The organism is Mucilaginibacter sp. Mucisp86 (assembly GCF_047324315.1).
GTDB lineage: Bacteria > Bacteroidota > Bacteroidia > Sphingobacteriales > Sphingobacteriaceae > Mucilaginibacter.
This window is the reverse complement of sequence record NZ_CP168503.1, coordinates 5207842-5224405: the sequence shown is the minus strand read 5'-3', so window position 1 is coordinate 5224405 and position 16564 is coordinate 5207842. Positions and strand designations below refer to the sequence as shown.

Sequence of the window (16564 nt, the reverse complement as noted above, 5' to 3'; positions counted from 1 at the left end):
GGTAAAAACAGCCGAAGCCGAAGACTTACGAAGTTTTTGAAACTTCGTAAGTCTGCATTTTATTTTAGCATTTTTCCGCCCAATCAATTCCCTCAGCAAGCTTCGCCCTGCTAAATTCGATATGCACTACCCTCCTCTTTTTATTATTGGTAGTACGGTTTGACGCATGCATAAGCAATGGCCTCATGATCATGATACCACCGGCCGGTACGTTGCAACTTACTTCGGTTTCCTGTTGCCAGTCGATGTTTTCGGGGCGATAGATTTCTTTAAGATGTGAACCGGGCAGCATCTTCAAAGCACCGTTGCCTTCGTCGGTATCATCCAGATGAATGCGGATAGTGAAGTTATCCTGCAGGATATCTATTGGTGGCTGCACACCAAACTGGTTATGTTTAACTGTCCAGGGGCCATAACCTGCTATATCAACTTTGTTATCCACAGAGATGGTCAAATCCTGGTGCCAGGCTACAAACCAGTTGGATGATCCGGGCTTATCAAAATAAATAGATTTAACAGCAAAGTAATCATCGCCAAAAATATTGGAGATAACGTTTCTTAGCCTGTCATTAAATATAAGAGGAAACGCATCCGGAACAGCCTTCAGAAATTGCCTTATGGCAAATACATCATCCGTTTGGCGAAACAGCGGTCCCGATCTATCGGCCGACTCGATAACATCAATAGTGGCATTAACTTCGGCACCGGTATAAATATCCTCAATAACAGTAAACCCGTTATGAGCTATATGATACCGGAGCCCGGTTAAATCCATCTAACAGAAATTAAACTGTTTTAAGTTCTTTATTACGCCTTTGGATAGAAAGCAGGAAGCCGATCACCATAATGATAGTACCACTCCAGAAGAAGTTGATGTATGGGAAGCTGATAGCGCGCATCACAATCCATGGGCGCTTGTTTTGAGGCTGCTGATAAACTGTGATCTCAACCTTTTTATTCTCAGGATTGATCCTTGAAAAACGTAGCTTCAAACCGGCATCCTCGACCTTACGCGCAAAGTCAAACACATTCCCTCCCCTGATCATAAATACAGGCTCGGCATTGTACACTTTGCCGTCGCGGGCATGCACCTCGATATTAGCACCAATAGCTACATCATTGGCAGTAAGCGGGATGTTTTGTACGGTAGCCTGTTTGTTTAATGATTTAACCAGCATAAAGCCGTCGCGGTACCTGATGGTATCACCAATAGCCACTTCATGGGCTACGGGCTCATCATAGTTTTTATCATCATTACCTTCGTCATGCCCGGCTTCGCCCTGCATGGCAAAACCTTCGCTTGGAATGGCAGTAACGTGGGTATAAAGGTCATTTAATAAATAGTGCTTGGTATCAGGCGAAGAGGACATTCCCGCATCACGGCTGGCCTGTACTTTGGGCTTAAGCACAAAGTTTTCAAGCAATTTACCGTTAGCATCATACTTTTTATAATCAACCCTGTAAAAATGGTATGGTGATGATATCGAGTCGCCAAGGTAAGTAACTGTATAATCACCCATTTTAACAGGTGTATTTTTGTAGATCATGATGTTTTCGCGGGCATTGCCGGCTTTAGCATCAAAGCCCTGAACATTAACCACACCGCTGGCATTTTCAGATACCACTTTGCTGGTACCGGCCGCTATCACCGCGCCAACCATCAGCAAGCCAAAACCCAAATGAGCCACGGCCGAACCTGCCAGTTTAAACTTACCCTTAAAAGCATCAACCAATACTTTGGCATTGGCAATAACCGAGTAAACTGAACCGCACATCACGAGGTTGAAAACGAAATTAAGACGATAAACGCCGGTTAAATAAACAACAAGTGCCGTTACCAATATGGCAAACAAAAGGTAAACACCTGTGGTAATGAAAAAACGGGTGATATCTGTCTTTTTATATTTCAGGAATTGCGTGAAGCCGGTAAGTAAAGTCACCACAAATGCAAACGACGACTGGATCACGTTATAATGCTTAACAGCATCAGAAGGAGGTGCGATCTTGGTGCCAAACATGGCGTTCCATACTGGTACCGATGTTACTACAATCAGGTGAAAACATGACAGACCTAAAAACACAGACCCCACAAACATCCAAAACTCGCGTGAGTAGGTTTCTTCGTCCTTTTTAGTAATTGGCAGTTCCTTCCATCGCCATACCAATACATAAACCGACAAAACAAGGAATATCAGGATGCCAATCACCAGTTGCCAGAACATACCCAAATCGGTAAACGCATGTACTGAACTTTCGCCTAAAATACCGCTTCTTGAAAGGAATGATGTGTACCATACCAGTACAAAGCTCAGCAACACCAGCATTGTAGCCGTAAAATATGAGTGGCCTGTATTTTTAAATACGATAAGTACGTGCAATGCCGCCACCATAGTTAACCATGGAAATATCGAGCCGTTCTCTACCGGGTCCCAGGCCCAAAAGCCGCCGAAATTTAGTGACTCATATGCCCAAAACGAACCCATAATAACACCTGTACCCAATATCATGGAGCCAAATAAAGCGTACGATAACGCCGGTTGCACCCATTCTTTATAGCGTTTTTGCCAAAGCCCGGCAACAGCATAAGCAAACGGAACAACGATTGAAGCAAAGCCAAGGAATAAAGTAGGCGGGTGAATCACCATCCAGTAATTTTGCAACGAAGGGTTCATTCCCTGCCCGTCTTTAATAAAGTCGAGGTAGTTTGGCTGTGAAAATATTGGCGCTTCTATACCCGAGTTACGTAACAACAAAAATGGCGAACTGCCTATCCGCTGACCGAAGATATCAATACCCAGTACCATAGTACCCAATATCACCTGCGACAGGGCCACAACGGTCATCACAGGGCGCTCCCATGATTTAGCTCTTGCAATAAGCACATTACCTAAAACGCCCTGCCAAAAAGCCCAAAGCAAAAAGCCCCCCTCCTGTCCGTTCCAGAAACCCGAAACCAGGTAGTAAACAGGCAATGAACGCGAAGTATAAGCCCAGGCATAATGATACTCAAAATAATGATTGTAAAGCACATAGAACAGGCAGGTGCCCATTCCTAAAATAGATATGGAATTTACGTAAAAACCTAAACGGCCTAAACGCTGCCAGTTGCTGTCGGCCTTACCGGCATCATCTGTAGTAGCAAAATAGTAACTTATGAATGACAGCAGGGCTGCACCAAACGAAAGAACAATAAAAAACTGGCCGATTTGTCCCGGTAAAAGGTGTTCGCCCTTAAAAACTGTATTCATCAAAAATGATTAAATGCTGGCTTGTTTAGCCTTCGCTTCTGTAACTTCTAACTTATCCTGGGTATATTTTGATGGACATTTCATCAGGATTTTTGAGGCGTGAAACTCGCTGCCAACCATCTGGCCGGTAAGTACCAGTTGCTCTGAACGCTCAAAATCTTCCGGTTTGGTACCGGTAAAAACAACTTTACGCTCCTCGCCTTTGTTATCTTTCATATAAAATGAAAAATAATTAGCATCCTTAGTTGCGTCATAAACCATTTCTTTTCCCTTGCTAAAATGGCCTATTACATGTAGTTCACTGCTGGTTTGCTGCGCCTCGGCAAAGGTAGCATAGGTGCTTGAGCTTGAATAAACACTAATGATAACCGCTATGGCTATAGCGATAACAACAAGACCAAAAATTGCACTTTTTTTCATCCGCGGTTTATATTATTATAAATAACGATTTGCAAAAATACAAAACGTGCAGCGAATAATGTTTATTACAAGACATATGTATTATTTAGAATCATTCTTGATAGGTGAAAATTTGTCTGAACCCGAATTTATTGAATTTAAAGAATTGCCAGAATGAATAGCAAATTCGGTAATCCATATCGCGACGATGTCCGATTAATCTTTTACAAATTTGGCACTTCTTATAATGTAATATCCCAGGTATCCTCTATTCAATGTCAGTATAATGTATGAAGAGGTATCCACCTGATCATCGTTAATTGCGAGTATGCTTCTGTCAGTTTCTCCGAATTCCACGTCTACATGCGCCCTCCTTTTCGAACCATCATGATACTTATGCCTGATGTTAACTTTAAAAACCCGTTCCTGCTTATCACAAAAAACATTATTTAAAAGCAACAGTACGGCAACAGATATTGCTCCTGAGAAAAAAACACCTCCCCAGAAAACTTTCATATCTTTAATAAGAAAAGCAGATACAACCAAACCTGATAGTACCCAAATAGACACTACAGGCCAACGGGGAACAAATGTATCATCAAGTTTATGAAATGCATAGCATAAGGATACAACGGACATACCCCACAAAATATATTCTGCAATCTTTAATCTTTTGGCTTTTAATTCCCGTTTTTTATTTTGTTGCTGTTGCTGATTCTTGAATTTTTGGATAGCCTTATACACTCGATAAATATGCGAAATTTATTTAATGCATAATCCCTAATCAACATTTAGCATTTCTATAAAACAAAAACGAGATGAGCTTTTTCAAGCCCACCTCGTTATATATAAAACTATTAAATCCTTAATTATGGCCAGATACCCAGGTTCTGGTAAGATACCGCTATCTTATTAATAGCACCAACCATAGCAGCATTACGCAGCGTGCCGATCTCAGGGTTGCTTTTGTAGATCTCCCTGATCTCGTGGTATGAACGGATCATGGTATCTTCCAAACCTGAGTTTACCAGCTCAAGCTCTGATGCGCCTTTAATAATAGTTGAACGTTGAATCGGGGTCAAAGCTACCCCGGTAATCCCCTCAACCATGTTTACCAGGTTAAGGTTGGAGTTTTCTTCAAACCTGCGGTTCATGCGGCCGAAAGCTACGTGGCTCAGGTTCTTTAACCATTCAAAATAAGATACAGTTACACCGCCTGCATTGGCAAACATATCAGGCACAATCATGCCGCCATTGGCATAAAATATTGCTTCGGCTTCAGGTGAGGTTGGGCCGTTAGCGCCTTCAACAATGATCTTAGCCTGTATGTTGCGAATGTTTGCTTCTGTAATTTGATTTTCGAGGGCGGCAGGCACCAGGATATCACATGGTTGCTCAAGACCTTCCATGGTATTGGTAAACTCTTGTACTGCAGCAGCGTAGCCTAAAATAGAACCGGTAGCCTTACGATGCTGGAATACCGCCTCGATATCTAAACCGTTCTCATTATAAATAGCGCCTTCAAACTCACAAAGACCAACAATGATCGCTCCCATTTCGGATAAAAACTTAGCCGAATAGTAACCTACGTTACCAAGGCCCTGTACAATTACCCTTTTGCCTGATAAGCCCGGCAGCAAACCGATCTTTTGCATATCCTCGCCAACGCTTACACACTCGCGTGTAGCAATAGCTACACCACGGCCGGTTGCTTCCCTCCTGCCGGCAATACCGTGCAAGGCGATAGGTTTACCGGTTACCGCCCCCATAGCATCCAGCTGACCGGGGTTCATGGTGGCATAAGTATCGGCAATCCAACTCATTTCGCGCTCACCCGATCCATAGTCAGGTGCAGGTACGTCAATGCTTGGGCCAATAAAGTTCTTTTTGATTAACTCAACAGTATAACGGCGGGTGATGTTTTCCAGCTCGCTTACCGTGTAATTTTTAGGATTTATTTTGATCCCGCCTTTCGCGCCACCAAACGGGACATTTACAATAGCACATTTGTAGGTCATGAGCGCGGCGAGGGCCATCACCTCGTCCTCGTTCACCATTTCGCTGTAGCGGATACCGCCTTTGGTTGGCGACTGGTGGTGCGAGTGCTCAACACGCCATGCGTCAATTACCTCGAAACCGTTGCCCCTGCGGATAGGGAAACGGAAGCGGTAAACACTGTTACATGATTTAATTTGATCAAGCAGGCCCGCATCCTGTTTGGTAAATTGGGCGGCGTAATCGAAGTTTTTACACACATCGCTAAAGAAGTGTGTTTCTTGGTCGGCAATCAAAATATTCGTAGCCATAACTATTGTATAAATATTAATCTCTTAAAAAAGTGAGCAAATTTGGTACAATTTTTATCAATATTGCAAATATTTCTTAGTTAGTGTGCCCTATACACCACCCAACACCGCCATAAAAAATATGTTTAAATTGTTTAAACATATTATTTGAACTACTTTTCGTTTTCGACTTTTTTTAACCGGCGATCTATAGAAAACAGGTAAATGGCCAGGCCAACAAAAATTATGGAAATAGTTACCACAACTACGTAAATTTTTCCCGATTGGCGCAGAGCGTCGGCCATTTCAACTTGCTGGCCCTGCTGCGCGAAAACAGCGGTACAAAACGTAAGCAGTAACAATAAAAGCGTTAATTTCTTCATCTTAATTTATAGCGTTCTTCTTATTCTCAATTAAACGGATGCGGTAGCGGATGGTTGCTATCCAAAGGGCAATAAAGCTCCAGCCCAGCATGGCCGGGTAAAAGGCTATCTTCATGCCGTTATCCAGGTCGTATTTACCAAATGCAGGGTTACCGCCGCTGCCGGGGTGCAATGAATCTGTTAAACGGGGCAAAACAAATATCAGCACGATCATGATCGGGAATGCGAATATGTTGTAGATAGCCGAGATCTTGGCCCGCTTCTGCTCTTCATCAATAGAGTTACGAAGCACCAGGTAAGCACAATACAGCAAAAATGCTATCGCAGCGCTGTTTTGCTTAGGATCGCCGCTCCAAAACTCGCCCCAGGTATATTTTGCCCAAAGCATGCCGGTTAAAAGGCCTAAACTGTAAAACAGCAGACCAGTGTTAACACACTCAACAGAGGCGAGGTCGTGCTCCTCTTTACCCGTTTGCAAGTACTTAATACTGAAATAAACCGATACAACAAATACCGTGAGCATCCCCATCCACATAGGTACGTGGAAATACAAATTACGGATGGTTTCGTGAATAATTGGCAGCCTCGGCGCTTTGAAAACCAGGCCGGTGTAAAAGGTAGATAATACAAGCAAAACAGCCGCTACCTTCCACCATGTTTGATAAATAAACTTCATATGATTTGTACAGGCAAATGTAAGGAAATTTCATTGTCATTATCCATCAGGTCATTGAGTCATTATCTCTGCAAATAAAAAAATGACTTAATGACGCAATGACCTAATGACCAAACTAATCCCCCGGCTCATAATCCACCGGCAGCAGATCGCCGAGCTTTGCTTTTGACCATGAACCCTCATAAAGCGGGCTCGGGCTTGATACCACAATACCATTCATATCAAAAGCTATATAGCCTGAGTATTTGGTCATGATACTGGTTTCATAGTTGGGCATATCCAGCGGATGGTAAACATCTTTAAATTCGGTGGTTTCCTCGCGCTTGGTATAAACAACGTATAAAAAGTGAGGAAAAGTAAGCGCATAGATGCCATCCTGCGGGGTTTTACGCAGGATCTCAAATTCCTGGTAAGGCAGCTTCGCGAGGTTTTCACGATACCACTTAGTCATTTTCGACAGGTTATAATAACGCATTGCCGAATCGCGCGGGCCCTCACGGTACTTTTTCATCTTCTGCATCAACACGGCTTCTTCAGGCCGTTCAGGGTTAATTTGTCTCGTAAAATCATGCGCCTCAAACCCTTCTTCTTTTAGTTTGCCTTTGTAAAGCGAACGGTAAAAATGCTGGGCGGAACCATAGTAGGCCTGTTCGCGTTTTTGTTTCCAAAGCTTCTTCTGAGCAGCACTGCCGGGCAGGTTTTCGAACAGGGCACTACCTGAATAAGAGATAGTATGCTCAATAGCATCATATAAAAAGTTTTTCAGCAAAAATTTGGTGCGATAGCCCAGCGCCAGGTTCTCTACCACTAAAAACTCATCGCCTGATGCTTCCAGTTGCTGTTTCCCTCTATGGTAAATTATATTAAGGATATGCGGATTGGTAACTTTACACTCCTTGCCGTTTTCAGTATCGCCAACAAATTCCTTCCTGAACAGTTCGTAGTTCTTTTTCCAGTCGGCACTGCTGCTGATCACTACTTCGCGCAGCATCAGCACCTTTTGGTTAACCTCGATACTCAATTTTGCAGGTTCACGGCCAACCAGTACAGTTGTAGAATATTCTTCAATACTTACGCCGGTAACCACCAACTGGTATTGCCCCGGCTTTACACCAGCCAAAGTAAAAGTTCCATCCTCTGCTGTAGAAGTGCCGTAAGTGGCATTATTTAAAAATACGCTGGCATTGGCTACCGGGCTTTTAGTATCAGCCCGCACCACCTTACCTGTGATAGTACCGGTTTGTGCCGAAACAACAAGCGGACATAAAAACGCAACAAGCAAAAACCAATAAAAACGCATTAAATAAAATTAGGATATTTTTTCAATCTACTAAAAAACACATTTTTTATGAACGGTTGATGAATTGTTGTTGTATAATTTTTGTTGCGGTGGGTTTACCTGAACCTGAATCAATTTTATGTACTAAAGATTTTTTTGGATAATAGCAGAAAGGGCAAACAGATCAATCGCGCCACAAATAAGGGAAAAGTAACAGTGCCGTAGCTATAACAATGGCGTTGATAGCACACAAAACGCCGATATTGCCATAAAAGAAGCTTCGGTCTACCCCATCCATAGCGCTCTTGCTCAACTTAATAAGCACCAGTATAACCGGGATGATAACCGGAAAGCTTAATATAGCCATCAATGTACCGTTATTGCCAGCCTTTGATGCAATGGCCGAGATCATGGTAAATACAGTTGAAAAACTTACACTTCCTAATAAAACAGCAAGAAAATAATACAGCGGGTCGCCAAGGGTATTAGGGAAAAACACTTTAAAAATCACCAATGCCAATGTGCTCAATAAAGCCATCAGCAAAATGTTATAAATTGTTTTAGAGAGGATAATGGCCTGAGGACTGGCAATGGAATAGTAGTAGAGTAACCGGCTTTTACTTTCCTGCATGAAGCTTTTGGCTATGGCATTTACCGATGCAAACAGCATAATGATCCAGAACAATACGTTCCAAACTATTGCGTAACCACTACTGTTTGAAAAGCCGGGATTTAAATTAAGGGAAATATAACAAACAAAAACTGTTGAAACCACATATAGCAAAACGCCATTAAAAGCATATTTAGACCGCCACTCCAGCAAAATTTCCTTTTTTAGCAGGTACCAGGTTTCGTTAATAAGTTTCATGACCGCAAATGTAATAATTACCCGCGAGTGACGGCGGGGATTTGACAAGCTAAAAAAATTAGCTTAATTTTGAATACAATATACCAATTACCTATGCCCATAGCTTATTTCCGCACACCGGTTGGCATTGCCCGCATTACCGAAGAAGATGGCTTTATAGCATCAGTATCGATACGGGACGAGGAATATGAAATTGAACCTGCTCCCACTCAGTTATTGCAAACAGCTATTGACCAGTTAAATGAATATTTTGCAGGCACAAGGAAAGATTTTACTTTTCCGATAAAGCAACAAGGCAGCGAATTTCAACAACAGGTTTGGGACGAGTTATTGCGCATTCCGTATGGAACAACCATTACCTATGCCCAGCAGTCTAACCAAATGAGTAATCCCTTAGCTATACGTGCAATAGCTTCTGCTAATGGCCGAAACCACCTGTGGGTTGTAGTACCATGTCACCGGGTAATAGGCTCAGACGGCAGCCTTACAGGTTACGCAGGAGGCGTTTGGCGTAAAAAATGGCTACTTGAACATGAGGCAAAGGTGCTGGGCGTTGGGCAAACCAAGCTTGAGTTTTAAACATCAACCCTCAACAACCTCGATATTTTCTCATGCAGCTGATACGGTTGGAATGGCTTCGAAAGCACATCATTCATCCCCGCCGTTAAAGCCTCCTGCTGCTCATGGTCATAACTTGCGGCCGATAACGATATAATTGGCGTGCTCCGTTTGGGCTCCTCAAAATCAACCCTGATGGTTTTGGCTGCCTGGTAACCGTTCATTTCGGGCATGTGGGTATCCATTAAAATAATGTCGTAATCTTTATTGGTGAGTTTCTCAATAACCTTGCGGCCATTATCAACCATCTCAACCTCTACGTTCCAATCCTTTAATATTTTCGAGAGCATGAACTGATTTACCATATTATCCTCGGCCACCAGTACCTTTATGTTGTTAAATGGCGGCAGTACCCTGTCTTTCTTAGGCGTTAACTTATCTTTAGGTTTAAGACTGATGGTATACCAGTTTACAAAATTGAAAGTGCTGCCCCTGCCTACCTGGCTGCTTACTGTAAGCTCGCCCCCTTTTAATTCGGCAAGCTTTTTCACTATAGTTAAGCCAAGACCGGTACCTCCATATTTACTTACGGTATCTTCTTCGGCCTGTTCAAATGATTCAAAGATCCGGTTAAGCCTGTCGGCCGGGATCCCTATACCGGTATCCTCAACGCTGAACTTTAGTTTTACCTTATCATTATGCTTTTGAAGTACAGTGATCTTAAGCTTTACATATCCCCTTTCGGTAAACTTAAGAGCATTGCTCAATAAGTTCATCAATATCTGATTAAGGCGCAATGAATCAAGCATAAGATATTGCGGTACTTCCTCTTCAATATCGAGCAAAAATTCGATATCATTTTCGTCGGCCTTAAACTTAAGCAGGTTGAAAACTGAGTTTACAATATCGTAAACATTATTTGCGGCACGTACAATGCTGAATTTGCCGGCCTCTATCTTCGAGATATCAAGCACATCGTTTATCACACCTAATAAAGATTTTGACGAAGTATCGAGCAGATCGAGCATGCCTTTTTGCTGATCGGTTAAGTTTGTTTTGCGTAAAAGCGATGTAATGCCAATAATGCCATTAACCGGTGTACGCAGTTCATGGCTCATGTTAGCCAAAAAAGTTTCCTTTACCTTTTTGCTGTACTCTGCGTTTTCTTTTGATTTGATGAGCTGCTCCTGGTAACTTTTTTGCGGAGAAATATCGCTGATATTGATAAAGATGGTTTTATTGCGGTAAGCTGCCCGGCATTCTACCCAAATTACCCTTTTATCAAAAGTTTCGAACTTAAACTCAAAAATGGCAAAGCTCAAATTGTCTTTAATGATCTCGCCCAGTTTTTTTCGAAAGGCTGTCCTATGATCATCAATAGCCAGGTCAACAATACTTTTACCGGTCAGTTCTTCCGGTTTAAAACCCATTATCTTTTCGACAGTTGGGTTTATATTCGCTATGCGGAGGCTCTGCGCATCAACCGAAGCGATGATATCGGCCGAGTTTTTTACCACAATGGCATAATCCTGCAGCACATCATTCTTTTGCTTTATTTCGGCCTGGTTACGGGCCAGTTGTACAAATGAATCAACCTTAGCCGATGTGATGTAAGGATCAAGCGGTTTATAAAGGTAATCAACAGCCCCGGTACCGAGACCTTTAACCGCATACTTGGCTTCTTTTGAAATAGCCGTTACAAAAATCACCATGATATCTTTGGTACGCGGATTTGATTTAAGCATTTCAACCAGCTCAAAACCATCCATTTCGGGCATTTGCACATCAACTAATGCTATAGCGATATTGGTTTCCCAGGCTATTTTAAGGGCCTCGTTTGGCGATGTTGTAGAAAATATTTTGATATCATCGCGTTTAAGCAATGCCTCCAGAGCAATGATGTTCTCTTCTCTGTCATCAACTATAAGAATATTAACAGGGGTCATTTAATATTTATTGGGGTTGGTGATTGTTACGATAGTAAAAGCTTAAAAATCTCATCCTGAGTTAAAACATATTCGGCAGCGCCTAAATTTATAGCTGCCCTTGGCATTTCGCCCATTTCTGCGTCGCCCGGCTCCTGCGCTATAGTAAGGCTGCCGCTCTTCTTCAATTTTAATAAACCTTCGGCGCCGTCCTGGTTGGCCCCCGAAAGCAATATGGCGATACATTTATCACCGTAAACCTCGGCAGCACTTTCAAAAGTAACATCTATCGATGGTTTTGAATACCATACCGGTTCCGAAACATCCAGGCTAAAATAGCCGCCTTCCTCAATTAGCGTATGGTAGTTTGCAGGAGCAATATACATGGTATTCGTTTTAAGAATATCCTTATCCTCAATTTCGCGCATGTACATACGGCTATTTTCAGCAAACAGTTTTTCTATTTCGCTGAAAAAGTTTTTTTTCCTGTGTATGATAAGGATTACCGTTTTTCCCAGTTTTTCGGGAAGATCTTTTATGATCCTGAACAAAATTTTAAACGAGCCTGCCGAGCCCCCAAATAACACTATCTGGGCGTCATGCCATCTTTCCAGTAACTTTTTATCAGGTCCCAACTTTTTGATAAATGTTTTCCTTTTGGTTGATCACCTTAAACTTACTTTTAAACGAATCGGACCGGATAGTTTCTTTGCTGCCAAGGCATAAATATCCCAGCGGGCAAAGGCTTTTGTAAAACAGGTCAAGGATCCGCTCCTGCAGAAACGTTTCAAAATAAATAAAAACATTCCGGCAGCTTATCATCTGAAACTCATTAAATACCGTATCAGATATTAAATTATGTACTGAAAATAACGTATTCTGCTTTAACTCATTATGTATCGATGCAGCATCGTACAAAATAGTAAAATGATCGGTAATTGAACCCTTTAAACCAGTGTATTGATAGTTTTCGGCATAACTTTTTATGTTGCGTAAACTGTAAATACCCTTACGGGCCTCCCTCAGCACCTCGGTATTGATATCTGTACCATATATGAACGACTTTTTACCCAACCCTGCCTCGTTCAGCAATATGGCCATGGAGTATACCTCCTCGCCTGTTGAGCAGCCCGCGCTCCAGATTTTAGTGTGCTGATAGGTTGAAAGGTACGGAACAACCTGGGTATTAACCGCACGGTAAAATGAAGGATCGCGGAACATCTCGGTTACGTTAACCGTAATCTCCTCCAGGAAATTCTGAAAAAACTCAGCGTTATTAATAAGCACGTGTTTAAGGTCATAAAACTCAAACTTATTGAGCAGCATGATGCGGGTCAACCTCCGTTTTAATGATGCTTTGGTATAACCCGAAAAATCAAACCCATGAACCTTTCTTACAATATCAATAAGTTCATGCACCTGTGCATTTGATATAATTCCCTCCGCTGTATCCATAACTAACGTTCAAGCCATAGCTGCATCAATGAAATAAGCCTGTCCATATCAACCGGTTTAGTGATATAATCGTTGGCGCCGGCCGCTATGCATTTTTCGCGGTCGTCTTTCATTGCTTTTGCCGTTAATGCTATTACAGGCAACTTTGCCCATTTGTTTTGCTTGCGGATATGCCTGGTGGCCTCGTAACCATCCATTTTAGGCATCATGATATCCATAAGCACAATATCAATATCTTTTACATCTTCCAGTTTTGCAATGGCTTCTTCCCCGTCGTTGGCTATCTCTACATTAAGGTCATAAGTTTGCAGGGCGCTGCTCAGCGCAAAGATGTTTCGCATATCATCATCAACAATAAGCACTTTTTTCCCCTTAATGGCTTCCTTACCTTTAGTTAACGTTTTAGGTTTAGCAGGTGCCACAGGTGAAGCCTGCGGCGTTGTGGTATTGGCAGTTTCACTAATCTTGTTGAGGAACAGGTTAACCTCGTCAATCAGCCTGTCGGATGATTTATTGGTTTTAACCACCATGGCATTGGCATAATGCATCAACCTGTTTACTGATGTTTTATCAAGTTCCATTGCGGTATTGATAATAACCGGCAATGCAGCAAACCGGTCAACTTCCTTAATCTTATCCAACAGATCCAGGCCCGAAATATCAGGCAGGTTAAGGTCAAGGATCACGCACTGATATTCGTTTTCATGCAGCATCCTGAATGCCGACTCCCCGTCAAAAGCCTGATCTACAGTGATACCCTGGCTTTGCATCAGATCTTTCAGGGCCTGGCTTTGGGCTTTGTGATCTTCAACCAGCAGTATCTGTTTAAACCTGGTGCCACTTTGTACCATGATATCAGCAAAAAGCTTATCCAGCGTTTCGGTATTGATAGGCTTTTTCATGAAGTTGATTGCCCCTTCCTTACGCACACGGTTTGCAGCAGCATCTCCGGCAGACATCAGGTGAACCGGGATATGCATCGTATCTTCGTGGTTCTTCAACTCCTTTAATATCTGCCAGCCATCTTTACCAGGCAGCATAATATCCAATATCACAGCATCAGGCCTGGCCTCCTTAACAATTTCAACAGCACGGGTGCCCTCATATACCATAATTGATTTATAACCATGGTCGCGGGCGTAATCCTGCAATATGTTGGCAAAATTTTTATCATCTTCAACAATCACTACCAAAGGCTCTCTGCCCGGATCTCGCGGTCCGGCTTTAGCCGGCGCCAAAAATTCGGCAGCTGCCTTAAAGGTTTCTGTGGTTGGCAGTATCACGTCTTCAACGGTAGCCACAAGTTTTGCTTCATAAGGCACAGTAAGCACAAACTCACTGCCGATACCCGGCTCACTGCTCAAACTTATGCTGCCGCCCAAAAGGAAAGCGAGCTCCCGGCTTATAGATAGGCCTAAACCGGTACCGCCGTATTTGCGGCTTGTTGAGCCATCGGCCTGTTGAAATGCTTCAAATATTACTTTCTGCTTATCGGCAGGGATTCCTATTCCCGAATCCTTAATGGCAAAACTGATGGTTTTATCTTTTGCACCCGGCCTTACATTGATAGCGATAGAGCCATTCTCAGCCGTAAACTTAAATGCATTACTTAACAGATTTTTGACTACCTGCTCAAGTCGTACCTTATCGGTAAATATGGTTTGAGGTAGTTCTTTAGCTATATTTGTGGTATAATTGATTTTTTTGTTGCTGGCCACTTCGGCGAACAGCATTTCCATATCGCCTACAATATCCTTTACCTTAATATCCTCATTTTGCATATCCAGCTTGCCCGATTCAATTTTTGACAGGTCGAGGATATCATTAATCAATGTAAGTAAATCATTACCGGCATTGAAGATCACGCTGGCATATTTAATCTGATCTTCAGAAAGGTTAGCAGGCTTGTTATCTTTAAGAATACGCGCCAATACCAGGATACTGTTAAGCGGGGTACGCAGTTCATGGCTCATGTTAGCCAAAAACTCCGATTTATATTTACCAGTTGTTTCCAGCTCTTCAACTTTAAGGTCAATGGCCCGGCGCGCCTCTTCAATGGCCTGGTTCTTTTCTTCAAGCAGGCTGGCTTTTTCTTCTAATTCGGCATTGGTGGTGCGAAGCTCTTCCTGCTGTACGCGAAGCTCTTCCTCCGATGCCTGCAGCTCTTCTGTTTTTTGAACAAGTTCTTCGTTAGTGACACGAAGCTCCTCCTGTTGAGCTTCCAGCTCTTCGGCCTGTTGCTGGGTTTCCTCGTACAGGTCGTGCATAATGGTACGCGCCTGCGACGTATTAACAGCTATACCGATATCACCGGCAATCGCTAAAAGATATTCCGATTTATTTTTTGAAATCCCTTCATTAAAAGCAACCTCCATTACCCCTTTTAACTTTTTATCAAAAAAGAAAGGTATAATAAATGATTCGGCCAGTTCAGTTTTTAATACTGATGATGAAAGTTCAAGCTTATCATTCAATTTGCCTTTTACAACCGCGGCCTTACCGTCTTTAGCTACCTGGCCAAGCCAGCCTTCGCCCATTTGAACCGATTTTTTAACGAAATCAGGATTGTGGAAAGCATACGAAGCATAAAGTTCCAGTTTTCCGTTATCTTCATTAAACAGGTAAAACGTACCTGTAGCTGCATTGGTGTAAGTACAAACCTCTGATAAAATATTATTTGATAATTCCTTTTCAACCTGCTGGCCCTGCATTTTTTCGTTGAGCTGACCGGTACCTGTAAGCAGCCAGTTTTTGGCTTCATTGTCGGCAAGTACTTTACCAAGCTCAATATTGGCAACACGAATTTCTTCTTCAATTTTCTTTTGCTGATCAAAAGTTTTTTGGATGTAGAAGAACAATACCAATATAATGATCAGGAAAATAATAGAACCGAAAATAATGATGAGCACAACCCTGTTGGATGCCGTCTCCGAACTTTTTTTACGATCCTGTAAAAACTGGCTTTCTGATTTGATAATATTGGCTATGATCGATCTGATCACGTCCATATTGTGCTTGCCATTCAAAAACATATCGTTTTGCACCATAAAGTCCAAACCTTTGGCCTCGCGGGTATCAATATCTGTTTTTAATATAGCGCGCTGCGATGATACTAATGATGTTAACGAATCAATACGGGCTTGTTGAATCAAATTGTCTTTGGTAAGATCTCTTAACTCCTGCAGGTCAACACCAATACGGGGCAGCGCTTCGTTGTATGGGTCAAGAAATGCTTTTTTGTTGGTTGCCCCGTAACCACGCATCCCTGTTTCGGCATCAATTAAATGCTGCAACAGGTTATTTGACGAGCGAATAACGTTTTGCGTATGATCAACCCAAACATTATCATCCTCAAACTGGCGGATACTGGTGTAAGACAAAACGCCAACTATGAAAACAAGTATAATTGATACCACAAAGCCCGCTAAAACCTGCTGGCGAAAAGAAAATTTTAACATTAGGTATTCGTATTAATCTGAATTACAAAT

14 protein-coding genes are annotated in these 16564 nt (G+C 42.3%); 1 reads left to right on the top strand and 13 read right to left on the bottom strand.

Annotated features, from left to right (window positions below; genetic code table 11):
- Positions 1-64: 64 nt before the first annotated feature.
- From ACEN9X_RS22030 to ACEN9X_RS21990, 9 genes are all read right to left on the bottom strand, one after another.
- On the bottom strand, positions 65-775 hold the full coding sequence (locus ACEN9X_RS22030; protein ID WP_413667180.1) for a phytanoyl-CoA dioxygenase family protein: 711 nt from the start codon (positions 773-775) through the stop codon (positions 65-67).
- A gap of 10 nt (positions 776-785) precedes the next feature.
- Positions 786-3248 (bottom strand): cytochrome c biogenesis protein CcsA, encoded by a 2463-nt coding sequence (gene ccsA, locus ACEN9X_RS22025; protein ID WP_413667179.1) that lies wholly within the window; start codon positions 3246-3248, stop codon positions 786-788.
- 9 nt (positions 3249-3257) lie between these two features.
- Positions 3258-3668 (bottom strand): cytochrome c maturation protein CcmE, encoded by a 411-nt coding sequence (locus ACEN9X_RS22020; RefSeq protein WP_090524409.1) that lies wholly within the window; start codon positions 3666-3668, stop codon positions 3258-3260.
- A 195-nt stretch (positions 3669-3863) separates the two neighbouring features.
- Entirely contained in the window at positions 3864-4391 is a 528-nt protein-coding gene (locus tag ACEN9X_RS22015) for a hypothetical protein (protein WP_413667178.1), read from the bottom strand.
- 125 nt (positions 4392-4516) lie between these two features.
- Positions 4517-5953: a Glu/Leu/Phe/Val family dehydrogenase gene (locus ACEN9X_RS22010; RefSeq protein ID WP_413667177.1), complete on the bottom strand. Its 1437-nt coding sequence runs from the start codon at positions 5951-5953 to the stop codon at positions 4517-4519.
- 152 nt (positions 5954-6105) lie between these two features.
- Positions 6106-6315 carry a CcmD family protein gene (locus ACEN9X_RS22005; protein ID WP_091211293.1) on the bottom strand — a complete coding sequence of 70 codons (210 nt, stop codon included), beginning with the start codon at positions 6313-6315 and terminating at the stop codon, positions 6106-6108.
- A 1-nt stretch (position 6316) separates the two neighbouring features.
- Entirely contained in the window at positions 6317-6991 is a 675-nt protein-coding gene (gene ccsA, locus ACEN9X_RS22000) for a cytochrome c biogenesis protein CcsA (protein WP_243480982.1), read from the bottom strand.
- Between the two features lie 115 nt (positions 6992-7106).
- Positions 7107-8291, bottom strand: a complete 1185-nt coding sequence (locus ACEN9X_RS21995; RefSeq protein WP_413667176.1) for a carboxypeptidase-like regulatory domain-containing protein — start codon at positions 8289-8291, stop codon at positions 7107-7109.
- A gap of 163 nt (positions 8292-8454) precedes the next feature.
- Positions 8455-9138 (bottom strand): heme exporter protein CcmB, encoded by a 684-nt coding sequence (locus ACEN9X_RS21990; RefSeq protein ID WP_413667175.1) that lies wholly within the window; start codon positions 9136-9138, stop codon positions 8455-8457.
- Between the two features lie 93 nt (positions 9139-9231).
- On the opposite strand from ACEN9X_RS21990, the gene ACEN9X_RS21985 reads away from it, so the two are divergent.
- Entirely contained in the window at positions 9232-9717 is a 486-nt protein-coding gene (locus ACEN9X_RS21985) for a methylated-DNA--[protein]-cysteine S-methyltransferase (protein WP_413667174.1), read from the top strand.
- Here ACEN9X_RS21985 and ACEN9X_RS21980 read toward each other — a convergent pair.
- The 4 genes from ACEN9X_RS21980 to ACEN9X_RS21965 are packed head-to-tail and all read right to left on the bottom strand — an operon-like array spanning position 9714 to position 16534.
- Entirely contained in the window at positions 9714-11642 is a 1929-nt protein-coding gene (locus ACEN9X_RS21980; RefSeq protein WP_413667173.1) for a response regulator, read from the bottom strand. The two genes, ACEN9X_RS21985 and ACEN9X_RS21980, sit on opposite strands and share 4 nt — an antisense overlap.
- Before the next feature lie 26 nt (positions 11643-11668).
- Entirely contained in the window at positions 11669-12256 is a 588-nt protein-coding gene (locus ACEN9X_RS21975; protein ID WP_413667172.1) for a chemotaxis protein CheB, read from the bottom strand.
- The gene (locus ACEN9X_RS21970; RefSeq protein WP_413667171.1) at positions 12246-13076 is read right to left on the bottom strand and encodes a CheR family methyltransferase; all 831 of its coding nucleotides are present in this window, start codon (positions 13074-13076) and stop codon (positions 12246-12248) included. The genes ACEN9X_RS21975 and ACEN9X_RS21970 overlap by 11 nt, the downstream gene beginning before the upstream one ends.
- Positions 13077-13078: 2 nt before the next feature.
- Positions 13079-16534, bottom strand: a complete 3456-nt coding sequence (locus tag ACEN9X_RS21965; protein ID WP_413667170.1) for a response regulator — start codon at positions 16532-16534, stop codon at positions 13079-13081.
- Positions 16535-16564: the final 30 nt, after the last annotated feature.

What these genes read in the sequence shown, in the direction of transcription:
- ACEN9X_RS22030 (WP_413667180.1), bottom strand. Translation starts at nt 775, where the DNA reads ATGGATTTAACCGGGCTCCGGTATCATATAGCTCATAACGGGTTTACT.
- ccsA (WP_413667179.1), bottom strand. Translation starts at nt 3,248, where the DNA reads ATGAATACAGTTTTTAAGGGCGAACACCTTTTACCGGGACAAATCGGC.
- ACEN9X_RS22020 (WP_090524409.1), bottom strand. Translation starts at nt 3,668, where the DNA reads ATGAAAAAAAGTGCAATTTTTGGTCTTGTTGTTATCGCTATAGCCATA.
- ACEN9X_RS22010 (WP_413667177.1), bottom strand. Translation starts at nt 5,953, where the DNA reads ATGGCTACGAATATTTTGATTGCCGACCAAGAAACACACTTCTTTAGC.
- ACEN9X_RS22005 (WP_091211293.1), bottom strand. Translation starts at nt 6,315, where the DNA reads ATGAAGAAATTAACGCTTTTATTGTTACTGCTTACGTTTTGTACCGCT.
- ccsA (WP_243480982.1), bottom strand. Translation starts at nt 6,991, where the DNA reads ATGAAGTTTATTTATCAAACATGGTGGAAGGTAGCGGCTGTTTTGCTT.
- ACEN9X_RS21995 (WP_413667176.1), bottom strand. Translation starts at nt 8,291, where the DNA reads ATGCGTTTTTATTGGTTTTTGCTTGTTGCGTTTTTATGTCCGCTTGTT.
- ACEN9X_RS21990 (WP_413667175.1), bottom strand. Translation starts at nt 9,138, where the DNA reads ATGAAACTTATTAACGAAACCTGGTACCTGCTAAAAAAGGAAATTTTG.
- ACEN9X_RS21985 (WP_413667174.1), top strand. Translation starts at nt 9,232, where the DNA reads ATGCCCATAGCTTATTTCCGCACACCGGTTGGCATTGCCCGCATTACC.
- ACEN9X_RS21980 (WP_413667173.1), bottom strand. Translation starts at nt 11,642, where the DNA reads ATGACCCCTGTTAATATTCTTATAGTTGATGACAGAGAAGAGAACATC.
- ACEN9X_RS21970 (WP_413667171.1), bottom strand. Translation starts at nt 13,076, where the DNA reads ATGGATACAGCGGAGGGAATTATATCAAATGCACAGGTGCATGAACTT.
- ACEN9X_RS21965 (WP_413667170.1), bottom strand. Translation starts at nt 16,534, where the DNA reads ATGTTAAAATTTTCTTTTCGCCAGCAGGTTTTAGCGGGCTTTGTGGTA.